Origin of the sequence: Streptomyces tatrensis, from assembly GCF_049310065.1 — a bacterium.
GTDB lineage: Bacteria > Actinomycetota > Actinomycetes > Streptomycetales > Streptomycetaceae > Streptomyces.
Genome location: NZ_JBMDLB010000007.1, coordinates 334,690 through 348,093 on the forward strand (window position 1 = coordinate 334,690; position 13,404 = coordinate 348,093).

General features: G+C 72.2%; 15 protein-coding genes. 5 read left to right on the forward strand and 10 right to left on the reverse strand.

Features of this window, described 5'->3' with window-relative positions; all coding sequences use genetic code 11:
• The first annotated feature begins 102 nt into the window (after positions 1-102).
• From ACODT5_RS05270 to ACODT5_RS05285, 4 genes are all read left to right on the forward strand, one after another.
• The gene (locus tag ACODT5_RS05270) at positions 103-342 is read left to right on the forward strand and encodes a chaplin (protein ID WP_422518014.1); all 240 of its coding nucleotides are present in this window, start codon (positions 103-105) and stop codon (positions 340-342) included.
• A gap of 313 nt (positions 343-655) precedes the next feature.
• Entirely contained in the window at positions 656-2,293 is a 1,638-nt protein-coding gene (locus ACODT5_RS05275; RefSeq protein ID WP_422518015.1) for a molybdopterin-dependent oxidoreductase, read from the forward strand.
• A gap of 126 nt (positions 2,294-2,419) precedes the next feature.
• Positions 2,420-3,073 carry a fasciclin domain-containing protein gene (locus tag ACODT5_RS05280; RefSeq protein ID WP_422518016.1) on the forward strand — a complete coding sequence of 218 codons (654 nt, stop codon included), beginning with the start codon at positions 2,420-2,422 and terminating at the stop codon, positions 3,071-3,073.
• A 284-nt stretch (positions 3,074-3,357) separates the two neighbouring features.
• The gene (locus ACODT5_RS05285) at positions 3,358-3,978 is read left to right on the forward strand and encodes an RDD family protein (protein WP_422518017.1); all 621 of its coding nucleotides are present in this window, start codon (positions 3,358-3,360) and stop codon (positions 3,976-3,978) included.
• Between the two features lie 107 nt (positions 3,979-4,085).
• Here the strand turns inward: ACODT5_RS05285 and ACODT5_RS05290 are convergent, their stop codons facing one another.
• The 8 genes from ACODT5_RS05290 to ACODT5_RS05325 all read right to left on the reverse strand — a co-directional run bounded on the left by ACODT5_RS05290 (position 4,086) and on the right by ACODT5_RS05325 (position 9,894).
• Complete coding sequence (locus tag ACODT5_RS05290; protein WP_422518018.1) at positions 4,086-4,316, reverse strand: DUF6296 family protein; 231 nt, start codon at positions 4,314-4,316, stop codon at positions 4,086-4,088.
• Between the two features lie 263 nt (positions 4,317-4,579).
• Positions 4,580-4,921 carry a TcmI family type II polyketide cyclase gene (locus ACODT5_RS05295; RefSeq protein ID WP_422518019.1) on the reverse strand — a complete coding sequence of 114 codons (342 nt, stop codon included), beginning with the start codon at positions 4,919-4,921 and terminating at the stop codon, positions 4,580-4,582.
• Between the two features lie 20 nt (positions 4,922-4,941).
• Entirely contained in the window at positions 4,942-5,421 is a 480-nt protein-coding gene (locus ACODT5_RS05300) for an SRPBCC family protein (protein WP_422518020.1), read from the reverse strand.
• A gap of 1 nt (position 5,422) precedes the next feature.
• The gene (locus ACODT5_RS05305; protein ID WP_112448182.1) at positions 5,423-5,680 is read right to left on the reverse strand and encodes a phosphopantetheine-binding protein; all 258 of its coding nucleotides are present in this window, start codon (positions 5,678-5,680) and stop codon (positions 5,423-5,425) included.
• Positions 5,681-5,705: 25 nt separating this feature from the next.
• On the reverse strand, positions 5,706-6,941 hold the full coding sequence (locus ACODT5_RS05310; RefSeq protein ID WP_422518021.1) for a ketosynthase chain-length factor: 1,236 nt from the start codon (positions 6,939-6,941) through the stop codon (positions 5,706-5,708).
• The gene (locus ACODT5_RS05315) at positions 6,938-8,221 is read right to left on the reverse strand and encodes a beta-ketoacyl-[acyl-carrier-protein] synthase family protein (protein WP_422518022.1); all 1,284 of its coding nucleotides are present in this window, start codon (positions 8,219-8,221) and stop codon (positions 6,938-6,940) included. Before ACODT5_RS05315 ends, ACODT5_RS05310 begins: the two co-directional genes overlap by 4 nt.
• On the reverse strand, positions 8,218-8,664 hold the full coding sequence (locus ACODT5_RS05320) for a cupin domain-containing protein (RefSeq protein ID WP_243333070.1): 447 nt from the start codon (positions 8,662-8,664) through the stop codon (positions 8,218-8,220). Before ACODT5_RS05320 ends, ACODT5_RS05315 begins: the two co-directional genes overlap by 4 nt.
• 108 nt (positions 8,665-8,772) lie before the next feature.
• On the reverse strand, positions 8,773-9,894 hold the full coding sequence (locus ACODT5_RS05325; protein WP_422518023.1) for a SchA/CurD-like domain-containing protein: 1,122 nt from the start codon (positions 9,892-9,894) through the stop codon (positions 8,773-8,775).
• A gap of 286 nt (positions 9,895-10,180) precedes the next feature.
• On the opposite strand from ACODT5_RS05325, the gene ACODT5_RS05330 reads away from it, so the two are divergent.
• Complete coding sequence (locus ACODT5_RS05330) at positions 10,181-11,821, forward strand: FAD-dependent oxidoreductase (RefSeq protein ID WP_422518024.1); 1,641 nt, start codon at positions 10,181-10,183, stop codon at positions 11,819-11,821.
• A gap of 92 nt (positions 11,822-11,913) precedes the next feature.
• Here the strand turns inward: ACODT5_RS05330 and ACODT5_RS05335 are convergent, their stop codons facing one another.
• The gene (locus tag ACODT5_RS05335; RefSeq protein ID WP_422518025.1) at positions 11,914-12,132 is read right to left on the reverse strand and encodes an acyl-CoA carboxylase subunit epsilon; all 219 of its coding nucleotides are present in this window, start codon (positions 12,130-12,132) and stop codon (positions 11,914-11,916) included.
• 442 nt (positions 12,133-12,574) lie between these two features.
• On the reverse strand, positions 12,575-13,246 hold the full coding sequence (locus tag ACODT5_RS05340; protein ID WP_422518026.1) for a DUF4360 domain-containing protein: 672 nt from the start codon (positions 13,244-13,246) through the stop codon (positions 12,575-12,577).
• Between the last annotated feature and the right edge of the window lie 158 nt (positions 13,247-13,404).

Below are 13,404 nucleotides of genomic sequence, written 5' to 3' on the forward strand. Positions count from 1 at the left end.
GGCCGAAGGAGGGCTGCGGGTCCGCTCCAGGGCCCGCCGCGCGGTGGGTGACGGGGCCGAGCCCCGGAATCCGCCGCCGCACAGCCAGCAAGGAGATCTGTCGTGTCGCGTGTCCTCAAGAGTGCCGCACTCGCCCTCGCTTCGGGTGCCCTTCTCGTAGGCGGGGCCTCGGTGGCCTCGGCCGACGCCGGAGCCCAGGGCCTCGCCGCCTACTCCCCGGGGGTCGGCTCGGGCAACCTGATCCAGATCCCCATCCACATCCCGATCAACGCGTGCGGGAACTCGGTCAGCGTGATCGGTCTGCTCAACCCCGCGTTCGGCAACACCTGCGTCAACGCCTGACGGGTCGCAGGGACCGCAGTCTCCGGCCCGCCGCCGGCTACGGGGCGGCGGTGGGCCGGTGGTCCTGCGGACCGGCGGGGAGTGGGTCGCCACTCCTGAGCGCCGCCGGGCCCCGCAGGACCCGCGCGGGCGGCGGCCGTCGGCGCCGCCGCCCGCGTGCGCGGGCCGTACGGAGCAGTGCCGCACGGAGCGACGCCCTACGGAGCGAAGCCGTACGGAGCGAAGCCCCCACGACCCGCACACAGAGGTCAACACACCGACGGATCTTCACTTGATCGGATGACCGGCCCATCCGCGAACGGTCCGGCGCCGAATGAGAGTCGTGAGCATCAACCGAAGGACAGTCGAACGCGGCGCCCTCGCCGCGGCGAGCGGCCTGCTGGCGGGATACGCGGCACTGGCCGCCGCCGAGCTGACCGCGTCCCTGGTGCGACCGCAGGCGGGGCCGGTCACGGTGATCGGCGGGGCGGCCATCGACCGCACTCCGGCGGCGCTCAAGGACTTCGCCATCCGGACCTTCGGCGAGAACGACAAGCTGGTCCTCCAACTCGGCATCCTGGCCACCATCGGCGTCCTGGCGGCCCTGTTGGGGATGTTCGCCCTGCGCCACCGCCGTACGGGGGCGGCCGGTGTACTGGCCTTCGGCGTCCTCGGCGCAGCGGCGGCCCTGACCCGGCCCGACGCGGCCGGGGCGGCGGACGTACTGCCCTCGCTGGTGGGGGCCGCGGCCGGGGCGCTGGTGCTGTACCTGCTGGTGGGGAAGGTGGGCGGCCACGCCGCCCGGCCCGCCGGAGGGGACAGCGCATCGGCGGACCCGTCGGCGGGCACCCCGGCGGGCGGCTCGGACGGCCTCCCCGCCGCCTGGAACCGCCGGGGCTTCCTCCTCGCGGCCGGCATCACGGCGGCCGCCTCCACCGGCGCGGGCGCCCTCGGCCGGGCCCTGACCGGCCGGCGCGGCCAGGGCGCCACCACCTCCCGCGCCGCCGTACGCCTGCCCGCTCCCGCTTCGCCGGCCCCACCGATCCCGGCCGGGGCGGCCCTGCGGGTTCCCGGGGTCAGCGCCTTCACCACACCGAACAAGGAGTTCTACCGTGTCGACACCGCTCTCGTGGTCCCCAAGGTGGACGCCGACACCTGGCGGCTGCGCATCCACGGCAAGGGCGTCTCCCGCCCGCGCTCCTACTCCTTCGCCGAACTCCTCCAACGCCCCCTGATCGAACGCGACATCACCCTCACCTGCGTGTCGAACGAGGTCGGCGGCCCCTATGCGGGCTCCGCGCGCTGGCTCGGCGTACGCCTGTCGGACCTGTTGCGCGAGGCGGGTGTCCAGGCACCGTCGCGAGGCGGCCGGGCCGATCAGTTGATCGCGCGCTCCGTGGACGGGATGACGCTGGGCACCCCCGTCGAGGAGGTCATGGACGGCCGGGACGCGATGCTGGCCGTCGGCATGAACGGCGAGGCGCTCCCCTTCGAGCACGGCTTCCCGGTCCGGATGGTCGTACCCGGTCTCTACGGCTACGTCTCCGCCTGCAAGTGGATCCGGGAGATCGAGCTCACCACCTTCGACTCCTACGACCCGTACTGGGTCAAGCGCGGTTGGGCCCGCCGGGCGCCGATCAAGACGCAGGCCCGGATCGACACCCCCAAGCCCTTCGCCCGGATCCCGGCCGGGACCGTGACGGTGGCCGGGGTGGCGTGGGCCCAGCACCGCGGCATCGAGCGGGTCGAGGTCCAGGTCGACGACGGGCCGTGGCAGGAGGCCTCGCTCGCGGCGCAGGCGACCACGGACACCTGGCGCCAGTGGTCCTTCGACTGGAAGGCCGCGCCGGGCGGTCACCGCCTGACCGTACGGGCCACGGACGGCCGGGGCGAGGTCCAGACCGAGCTGCGGACCCGGACCATCCCGGACGGCGCGAGCGGCCGGCACGGCGTGTTCGTCACGGTCACCTGACCGAAGGAACCCCGGCTACACGCCAGTTGGCACCCCTTCACGCCATTTCACACCACTTCACACACTTTCTTCCCTTCCCTTCCCTTCCGTATGCGCCAATCACCAACTCATTCTCTGGAGAACACCATGAACGCCCTTCGTTTCCGCCGTACCGCCCTCGCCGTCGCCACGGCAGCCGTACTGCCCTTCGCGCTGGCCGCCTGCTCCGAATCGGACTCCGGCAAGGACGCGGCCGCCGGCGCCGTCGCAGAGGCGAGCACGGACGCCTCCACCCCCGCCGCGGACGCCTCGGCGCCGATGACGGCGGACGGGCCCTTCGGCGCCGCGTGCGCCGGTGTCCCCAAGGAGGGCGCGGGCAGCTTCGACGGCATGGCCAAGGACCCGGTCGCGACCGCCGCGTCCAACAACCCGGCGCTGTCCACCCTGGTGGCGGCCGTCAAGCAGGCCGGGCTCGTCGACACGCTCAACAACGCCAAGGACATCACGGTGTTCGCGCCGACCAACGACGCCTTCGCCAAGATCCCGAAGGCCGACCTCGACAAGGTCCTCGCCGACAAGGCCACGCTGACCAAGATCCTCACCTACCACGTGGTCGGCGAGAAGCTGACGCCGAAGCAGCTCGAGAACGGCTCCTTCGCCACGCTCGAGACGGGCAAGGTGACCACCGCCGGCTCGGGCGAGTCCTACAAGGTCAACGGCACGTCCAACGTGGTCTGCGGCAACGTCCCGACCGCGAACGCCACCGTCTACATCGTCGACACCGTCCTGATGCCGAAGTAGTAGCGGTCCCGCCCCACCGGTGACCCGCACGGTCGCCGGTCGTTGTAGAAGCGGTCAGCGAAGTGGCCCCGGAGTCCCGGACCCGTCCTCAGGGTCCGGGACTCCATGCTGTGTTTACGGGTCCGTCACGTGGCGGGCACAAGTGACAACGGATTGGACAAGCGGCCGATGTTACTAACACGATGGCCCCCGCAAGTTCGCGGCTGCGCAGGGGGGCAACCCGCTCTTCCCCGTCCCTCCGCACCGGGCCGCTCGTCCCCGTCACACCCTGGAGAGATTTCGCCATGAGCTTCGGCGACCCGAACAACCCCTACGGCCAGCAGCAGCCCCCGCAGGGTCAGCCCGGCTACCCGCAGCAGGCACCGCAGGGTGTCCCCCCGCAGTACGGCTACCCGCAGCAGCCCGTGGGCGGCGTCCCCCCGCAGCAGCCGTACGGCGCTTACCCGCCGGCCGGCATGCCGCCCATGCCGGGCGCAGGAATGCCGCCGCTGGCGCACTGGGGCCTGCGCGTCGGCGCGACCCTCCTCGACGGTCTGATCATCGCGGGCCCGATGTACGCCCTCCTCTTCATCGGCATCGCGATGAGCGACGACGCGAGCAGCTCCGTTCCCGGCATCGTCCTCGCGATCGGTTACCTCTACGCCCTCGGCATGGGCATCTTCCAGCTCTACAAGGAAGGCGCGACCGGCCAGACGATCGGCAAGAAGGTCCTCGGGATCAGCGTGCGCCGCGAGGCCGACGGCAACGTCCTCGGCTTCGGCATGGCCTTCGTCCGCAAGCTCGCGCACTTCCTCGACAGCGTCTCCTGCTACATCGGCTACCTGTGGCCGCTGTGGGACGAGAAGAAGCAGACCTTCGCCGACAAGGTGTGCAGCACCGTCGTCATCGTGGTGCCCAAGGGCTGATTCGGCCCGGCGTCGGGGCCCGTCCGGATTCCGGGCGGGCCCCGACGCGTTCGCTACGGCTTGGGAAGCGTGCAGCCCGGGCGGCCCGGAGGATCAGGCCGGCAGGGTCAGGACGGCAGGGCCCGCGCCCGCACCGGCCGTGCCGGTTCCTGGCCGCCGCCGCTGGGCAGCACGCGGACCTCGCCGCGGTCGCTGATCTCGGCCCTGACGATGCCGGTGTCGTCGACGTACACCGGGTGGCCACCCGGACCCTTCTGGTCGGTCACGGAGACCACCACGACGTCCTGGGCCCCTTCGGGACCGTCCTCGAAGACCAGCTCATACCGGTGGGCCCGCATGGTGTTCCGTCCGTTCCTGGAGGTGCCGGCAGGTCGCTGCGATCGGATCACCACGGATCGTCCGGAGCTCACGGCAATGCTCCGCCGCGATCCGGCGACCCGCATCCCGCAGACGTCCAGATGGCGGCGACCCGCGACGGGACACCCGCGGCCACTTCGTGAGAGGGGCCCGGGACGGAGGTTCTCCGGGCATGGTGGCGGGCCCCGCACCCGGGTGGGTGCGGGGCCCGAGGCCTGCCGGTCGCGCGGGTCGCTCCGTACGGCTAGCCCGTACGGGAGCCGGCCGGGCGCTCCCAGCGGTAGAACTCCTGGGCCATGGCGTCCTTCGGACTGCGCCAGGTCTCCGGGTTGTGCGGGCTGACGTAGGCGGTGAGCCGGTCGCTGAGGTCCCGGAACTCCGGGTGGCCGGTGACTTCGGCGATGGCCGGGCCGGGGGGCCGGTCGGACTCGATGAAGTGCATGTACACGTCGCCGAACTGGAAGAGGCTGCGGCGGGTGACCCCGACGAGGTGCGGCAGCTCGCCCGCGTCCGAGGCCGCGAAGAGCTCGGCGATGTCGGGGGCGGACTGCGGCGCCATGCGGGCCACGATGAGAGCGCGGTGCATCCGGTGTGCTGCCTTTCGTCTCAGACGCGGCTGGCCGCGGGCGTGCGGCTCTCGCGTTCGCGCTGTTCGATCTTCTCCCTGATCAGTTCGAGCTGGATCTTGGAGTTGTGGTTGATGCGGTCGGTCATCCCGGCGTCGTCGACGGGAGCCTGCGGCTTCATCGCGAAGTCCTGGGTCCACACCATCCGGGTGCCGCCGGGGACCTCGAAGTACTGCCAGTGGATGTCCATGTGCTCGAACGGGCCGGTCTCGACCCGGCGGGCGCGCACGGTGCGGCTGACGGGGTCGGGGGTGCGTTCGGAGACCCAGCTCCACACGGTGCCGTTCTCGTCCGGGTGCATCGTGAGGCGGAAGCGGGTGGTGGGCCCGTCCTCCTCCAGGACCTCCAGCGAGGCGTACTCGCTGAACAGTCCGGGCCAGCTCTGGAGATCGTTGGTCATCTCCCAGACGGTGTCCATGGGCGCCTTGACGACGATCTCGTTCTCGGTGTGTCCTGCCATCTCAAGCTCCGGTCATCAGGCTGGTGTTGACGAGTTCGAGGAACTCCTTGGGGGTCTTGCAGCGGTCCGCGTCGGTGGGCAGGGCCCGGCCGCGCTGGTTCTCCAGCAGCCCGACGATGCCGAGCAGGCCGAGCGAGTCGAGGCCGTAGTCGTCGAACAGGGAGTCCGGGCGGTTCTTCATGTCGGCCGGGTCCACGGTGATGCCGGCCCCGGACTTCATCAGGGCGGCCAGCTCCTCGACGGTCAGTCGTTCGGACATGAGCGGCTCCTTCTGTCTCTGGTCTCTAGGAGGGGATCTTGATGACGAGCGCGGCGTTGGAGCCCATGAGGCCCCGGCTCAGCACGAGCGCCGTGCGCAGCTCCGCGGGGCGGGCGCTGCCGGTCACCACGTCGAGGTCGTGGCACACGTCGAACACGTTCGGCGTGGGCGGGACGATGCCGTGCTCCAGGGCGAGGACCGCGGCGGCGGTGTCGAGGGCGGGGGCCGCGCAATAGGCCCGGCCCGTACCGGTCTTGGGCGCCGTGACCGGCACCTTGCGCCCGTGTGCTCCGAGGGCGGAGAGGATCGCGGCCGCCTCGGCCCGGTCGGCCTCCGGGGTGCCGAGCGCGTCGGCGAAGACCACGTCGACCTCTTCGGGGGCGCAGCCCGCGTCCCGCAGGGCGCCCTTGATGGCGTGGGCCAGGCCTTCGGCTGAGGCGTCGGCCCGTTCGGGGTGGTGCGGGCCGGTGAAGGTCGCCGCGTGTCCCGCCAGGAGGGCCCGTACGGAGGCGCCGCGGCGGACGGCCGCCTGCTCCTCCTCCACCAGGAACATCGCGCCGCCCTCGGCGGGTACGAAGCCGCAGGCCTTCTCGGTGAAGGGCCGGTAGGCCCGCTCCGGGTCCTCGTGGGTGCTCAGGGCCTCGTAGCCGAGCTGGCAGACGATGGAGTACGGGGCCAGGGGCGCCTCGGTGGCTCCGACCAGCATGGCCTTGCTGCCCTGGTTGATGGCCCGGGCGGCGTGCGCGAAGGCGTCGAGTCCGCCCGCCTCGTCGGCGGCGACCACCCCGCAGGGGCCCTTGAGGCCCCGGCGGATGGAGATCTGCCCGGTGCTGGCCGCGTAGAACCAGGCGATCGACTGGTACGGGCCGACGTAGCGCGGGCCCTGGCCCCAGAGGTGCTGGAGTTCGCGCTGGCCGAACTCGCCGCCGCCCGATCCGGCGGCGGTGACCACGCCGACCGAGAAGGGGTCGTCCTCGTAGTCGGCCCGGCCGAGCCGGCCGTCCTCCAGGGCGAGGTCGGCCGCGGCGAGGGCGTGGTGGGTGTAGCGGTCGGTCTGGACGAGGTAGCGCTCCTCGACCATGGAGGCCGCGTCGAAGCCCCGTACCTCGCCGGCGACGCGGAGCGGGAGGTGTTCGCAGCCCTCCCGGGTGACGCGGCCCAGGACGGAGGCGCCCGACTGGGTCGCCTTCCAGAAGGCCTCGGCGCCGATGCCGTTGGGCGCGACCACTCCGATGCCCGTGATGACCGTACGGACGCTCACGAGACCACCTCCTCCTTGCGCTCGTCGGGGCGGGTCATGACGACCGCGGACTGGAAGCCGCCGAAGCCGCTGCCGACGGAGAGCACGTTGCGCAGCTTGCGCTCGCGGGCGACGCGCGGGACGTAGTCCAGGTCGCATTCGGGGTCGGGGGTCTCGTAGTTGGCCGTGGGCGGGACCACCTGGTGGGTCATCGCCAGGACGCAGGCGGCCAGTTCGATCGCCCCGATGGCGCCGAGCGAGTGCCCCACCATGGACTTGATGGAGGTCATCGGCGTCTTGTAGGCGTGGTCTCCCAGGACCTTCTTGACCGCCGCGGTCTCGTGGCGGTCGTTCTGCTTGGTCCCGGAGCCGTGCGCGTTGACGTAGTCGATCTCGCGCGCGTCGGTCCGGGCCTGGGCGAGGGCGGTTTCGATGGCGCGGGCCATCTCCAGGCCCTCGGTGGTCAGCCCCGTCATGTGGTGGGCGTTGCCGAAGGTGGCGTAGCCGCCGATCTCGCAGTAGACGGTCGCACCGCGGGCGCGGGCGTGTTCCAGCTCTTCCAGGACGAGGACGGCGCCGCCTTCGCCGAGGACGAAGCCGTCACGGTCGGCGTCGAAGGGCCGGGAGGCGTGGGCGGGGTCGTCGTTGTTGGGCGAGGTGGCCTTGATGGCGTCGAAGCAGGCCACGGTGATGGGCGAGACGGGCGAGTCGGAGGCGCCGGCGATGCAGACGTCCATCTTGCCCTCGGCGATGGAGTGGAAGGCGTAGCCGATGGCGTCGAGTCCGGAGGTGCAGCCGGTGGAGACGGTCTGGACCGGTCCGCGTGCTCCCGTCTTCTCCGCGACGGCGGAGGCCAGGGTGGCCGGGGTGAAGGCGCGGTGCAGGTGGGCCCCGGCGAGCCGGTGGTCCACGTCCCACCAGTCGCCCGACTGGCTGACGGCCACGTAGTCGTTCTCCAGGCGGGTGGTGCCGCCCACGGCGGTGCCGAGGGAGACTCCGGTGCGCCAGGCTTCGTCCGTGGTGAGGTCGAGTCCGGCGTCGCGCACGGCTTCGGCGGCGGCGACCAGCGCGAACTGGATGTACCGGTCCGCGCGGGCCGCGTCCTCGGTGCCGAGGCCGTGTGCGGCGGGGTCGAAGTCGACCTCCGCGGCTATCCGGGAGCGGAAGCCGGTCGGGTCGAACAGGGTGATGCCGCGGGTCGCCGTACGCCCGTTGGAGAGCAGCTCCCAGAAGGCGGAGGCACCGATCCCGCCGGGGGCGACGACGCCGACCCCGGTGACGGCCACGCGTCGGCGGGTCACGAGACCGCTCCCGCACGGTCCGGGGGCCGCTCCCAGGCGGAGCCCTCCGGGTGAACGGCCTCCTCCGTGTCCACGTGCCCGAGCTTGGGGTCCGGGGCGAGCGGTCCGAGGTGGAAGACCATGCGGGCCTCGGTGCCGCCGACGTTGCGGAAGCGGTGGCGCACGTTCATCGGGACGAGGAGTCCCTGGTCGGTGAGGAGCGGGTGGGCCTCGCCGTCGAGGTCGACCTCCAGCTCACCGGCGACCACGTACACGAACTCCTCGGAGTACGGGTGGTAGTGCTCGGCGATGTGCTCGCCCGGCGCCATGACGGCCAGTCCCATGAAGCCGCTGGTGCAGCCCACCGAGGTCGGTGTGAGGACGGCCCTCAGGTCGCCGCCGCGCCTCGTGTTGGGCTGCGTCTCGCTGAGGTCCACGATGTGCGGTGGGCGTTGTCTGGTCATGGCGGGGGTTCCTCCTGGCGGTGGGGAGCCTGGACGGGGCTGGTGGGTGGGGGGTCCGGGGATGGGGTCCGGGGGCCGGGCGGGCCGGGCGGGCGGTGCCGCCGCGGCTCAGCTTTCGGCGGGGGCCCTGCGGTCGGTGATCAGGCTCATGGTGTGGCGGACCGCGGACGCGGCTGCCCCCTCGGACCCGCTGACGGGTCCGGCCATCAGGCGGGCGAGGACGGCCGCCTTGCGCGGTCCCCGGACGCCGAAGGCGGTTTCCAGCCCGGCGCCGTGCGGGCTGCGCACGTCGATGAGGCGTACGACGATGTCGTCGCGCTGGAAGATGCTGCTGCTCACGGTCGGGGCGTCGGACCGGTGGGCGGCTTCCTCGTCCTGCCGGGCGAGGAACCGGGCCAGCGCCGGTCCGCAGCCCGGCTTGGCCGGGTAGAACAGCGCGTGGCGGCGTACGTCGGAGCGGTCGGCGCCGCCCGCCTCGTGCGCGGCGACGTGGTGGACGGCGGGGAGCGCGGCCCGCATGAAGAACATCCGGGCGGACTCGGGGTCGCCGAGGTCGCGGTCCTGTTCCAGGTAGGGGTTGATGGCCTCTTCCACGGCCCGCACCTCGGGCTGTTCGGAGACGTGCCGCAGGGCGGCCATCAGGTCGCCGCGGACCTCCACCGTACGCACGACCCGGTTGCCGTGCATGAAGAGCGAGGTCCGCAGGAGCCGGGTGTGTCCGTCCACCTTCGCCTCCGGGGAGGCGTAGCTGGAGAGGAGCGCGGCGACGTCCTTCTCGCTGCCGGGCTTGACCGTGAAGGTCAGGGCGTGGCGCACGATGCCGGCGCCGAGCCGGGGCGCTTCCTGCAGGCGGGCGCCCGTGGGCCGCTGCGCGTCCTGGTAGCCGCGGCCGGTCTCGCGCAGGACGGTGTACTTGAGCGGGCGCATGGCGCGGGCGCAGGCGCCGAGCGGGCGGACCTGTTCGGCGTGGTGCTCGCTGTTGACCCAGGCGAGGTATTGCGGGGCGCTTTCCCACTCGCTGGTGATGAGCCACTGCGAGGGGTTCTCGAAGGACTGGCAGAGCTGGTCGCTGATGTGGCCCGGTTCGGACGCGATGTCGTGGCGCAGTTGCTCGTACGCCTCGAAGAACCGCTGCTGGGCTCCTTCGTGGAGGTCCATCAGCAGGACGACCCGGAGCATGGATCCGTCGAAGGCGGACTGTGACACCCGTTCGGACAGGGTGGTCGTCATCTGCTCACTCCTTCGTGAGGGCCCTGGGGGAGGGCTGGGATTTTCATCGCGTACGGACCCTCGTCCGTCATCGGCGGTGGCCGCCCCGGACCGGCGGCCGTCGCGGGGACGGCAGGCCGGCGTGTCTTCGGGGGAACCGCTGTCGCTCATCGTCATCCGGGTGGGGACGTACCGCTACATCTCCGGATCAAGCGGGTGACAACCGGCGTATCTCCTGGGCTTGGCCGGCGATCGGGGGCATAAAAGAGTGCACTCCCCCCACACAGAATTCAGGAGCTCGCAGCTGATGGAAGACACGGCAGATGTTCGCGTACCGGTTCTCGTCGTGGGCGGCTCCCTCGTGGGTCTGTCCACCTCGCTGTTCCTGAGCCGTCACGGCATCAGGCACCTGGTAGTGGAGAAGCACGCCGGTACCTCCGACCACCCGCGCGGGCGCGGTATCAACGCCCGGACCATGGAGTTGTTCCGGGTGGCCGGGGCGGAGGGCGCCATCCGGCAGGCGGCGTCCGCGCTGGAGAACAACATGGGCATCCTGCAGACGGAGTCCCTGCTGGGCGGCGACCACAAGTGGCTGGTCAAGGCCATCGACCCGGCCGGGGCGCTCAGCAAGTTCAGCCCGACCGGCTGGTGCGTGTGCAGCCAGAACAACATCGAGCCGATCCTCGCCGTGCAGAGCCGCGCCCAGGGCGCCGACGTGCGGTTCTCGACCGAGCTGATGAGCTTCGAACAGGACGAGACCGGGGTGAACGCGCTGGTCAAGGACCGGGAGACCGGTGAGCACATCACCGTGCGCGCCGACTTCCTGATCGCGGCGGACGGCCCGCGCAGCCCCGTGCGCGAGCAGCTGCGCATCCCGCAGACGGGCAGCGGCGAGCTGTTCCACAACGTCAGCGTCACCTTCCGCTCGCGCCGGCTCGTCGAGGTGCTGGGCGACCTGCGGTTCATCGTCTGCTACCTGATGAAGCCGGGTGCGGACGGGGCGCTGCTGCCGGTGGACAACGACACCCAGTGGGTCTTCCACCTGCCGTGGCACCCGGACCAGGGGGAAACCCTGGAGGACTTCACCGAGGAACGGTGCAGGGAGCAGATCCGGGCCGCGATCGGCGTACCGGACCTGGACGTGGAGATCGGCGGCAAGGCCCCCTGGCACGCGGCCGAGCGGATCGCCGAGCGGTACTCGTCCGGACGGGTGTTCCTGGCCGGCGACGCGGCCCACGAGATGTCCCCCACCGGCGCGTTCGGCTCCAACACCGGCATCCAGGACGCGCACAACCTGGCCTGGAAGATCGCGGCAGTGCTGGACGGATCGGCGGGCATGGAGCTGCTGGAGACCTACGGGGCCGAGCGGCACCCCGTGGCCGTGGCGACCGCCCAGCGCGCCTCGGCCCGTTCGGCGGAGCACAGCCACCCCGGGTACGCGCCGCCGCCCACCATGGGCGGCGGACCGGGCAGCGGGGTCCTGACGACGGCGATGGCCTACGCGTACCCGAGCGGGGCGTTCGTCGGCGGGTCGCCGGACCGCCCGGTCATCCCGGAGGGGATGCGCATGAAGGGCGACCCCGGCACGCGGGCCCCGCACATGTGGCTGACGCGGGCCGACGGCGAGCGGGTCTCCACGGTGGACCTCTACGAGCGCACGTTCGTGCTGCTGTGCGGCGCGGGCTCGCCGTGGCGGGAGGCGGCCGAACGGGTGGCCGAGCGGCTGTCGGTGAAGCTGGACGCCTATGCCATCGGGTCCGCGGGCGCTCCCGGCACGGATCTGGTGCAGGAGGAGGGCTCCGACTGGAGCGAGGTGCACGCCATGTCCGAGCAGGGCGCCGTACTGGTGCGGCCCGACGGGTTCGTCGCGTGGCGCTCGCAGGGGCCGGTGGCCGATGCCGGGGCCGCGCTGTCCGAGGCCCTGTCGACGGTGCTGCGCCGGGCCTGACCGGCCCGTACGCCGAGTGGTCCCCCCGCCGCCGGCCCGTAAGCGGGCCGGGGGCAGGGGCGTTCATGGGTGGTGCCGGTTGCCGGTCCGCGTCAGCCGCAGGTCCAGCAGCCCGCCCAGCAGCCGGAGCCGTGGTGCGCGGGGCGCCGGCGGCGGGCGGTCTCGGTGGGGGCCGTTCCCGCTCCTGCTCCTGCTCCTGCTCCCGCCGAGTTGCGGCGGGCGAAGCAGGCGACGACCACCGCGATCGCGGCGAGTTCCTCGGGGGCGGCCACGCCCTTCTCCACACGGAGCAGGCTGGCTATCGGGGGCATCTGGGCTATCGGAGCGTCCTTCAGCATCGGCTCGGCCTCTCGCACAGGCGGATAGCAGGACCCCCCTCGCGGAATCCAAGGACTCCGGACTCTGCCGACGCTAGCGGGGCGCGACACGCCCGGCATACCGGGCAGTTGCGCGAAAGCCCAGGTCGCGGCCGCGTCGACCGGGTGACGCCGGGGCCGTTCGCGGCGCGCGGTGATTGGGCCGTCGGAGTGGCGGGCCCCCGGAAACCCCGGTGCGGACGGGTCGGGGCGCGGCCTGGACCGAAGGGATGAGCACGGGTACGGCTTCAAGCGGATCAGCTCCCAGGCCCAGGACCTCTCGCCGGCCCCCTTGAGCAAGCGGCAGCGGCAGGCGGCCGCGCGGGGGGACTCCTGAGGGGGAGTCCCGCCGCGCGACCGCCCGTGGGGAGCGCGCCGGGCCGTTCAGCGGGCCGGTTCAGCGGGACGAGCACTGCTTCCAGGAGAAGTGGTACACGCTGTTGATGCTGCCGTCGGTGGAGTCGAGCGCCATGTAGCTGGTCGTCGCCGGGTCCGAGGTGCCGACCTCGGCGCGCAGCTCGGTGTTGATGTTGAAGTTGCGCTGTTCGCCGCAGGGGGCGAAGACCAGGGCCTCGATGCCCGTGGTGTCGGAGGCCTGCCAGTTGTCGTCGAGCTTGCCGTGGAACTTGTGGGTGCGGGAGTCGGTCTGCTTCATGCCCTGGAAGTAGTAGCTGGCCTTCTGGGTGCCGACGGCGCCCTTCTGGAGGCTGCCGAATCCCCGGTAGTCGACCTGGGCGACGGCGTAGGTGAACCCCTGCGGGACGTGGACGACCAGGGAGAGCAGACAGTTCTTGCGGCCGTCGGTCGGCGCGCTGTTCCCGCCCGCCATGGCCAGGTACTCGCTGTAGGTGACGGTGAAGGCCGAGTTGTCCTCGGCCACGGCGACGGTGGCGCTGCCCGGCCGGCACCCCGAGCCGTTGACCGTGGCGACGTCGACGGCCACCCGGTCCTCCGGCGCGGCGGGGGCCGCGGGGCCACCCGCCGCCCCGGCGGCGGAGGCGGGCAGGAGGGTGAGGAGGCCGCCGGTCACGAGGACGGCGCCGAGCGCGGTGCGCAGTGTTCTGATCACCCGGCCATGGAAGCGGTCCGTACCGGGCCGATCGGGGAACGGGTGCGCGGCCTCACTCCGATGGCCGGGCCCTTTCACCGCAGAAACGTCTCGTCAGAGGGCCGGGGAGGGCCGAACGGCTCATCGGCAGGGTGCCGAACACGTCGGATCACCCTATT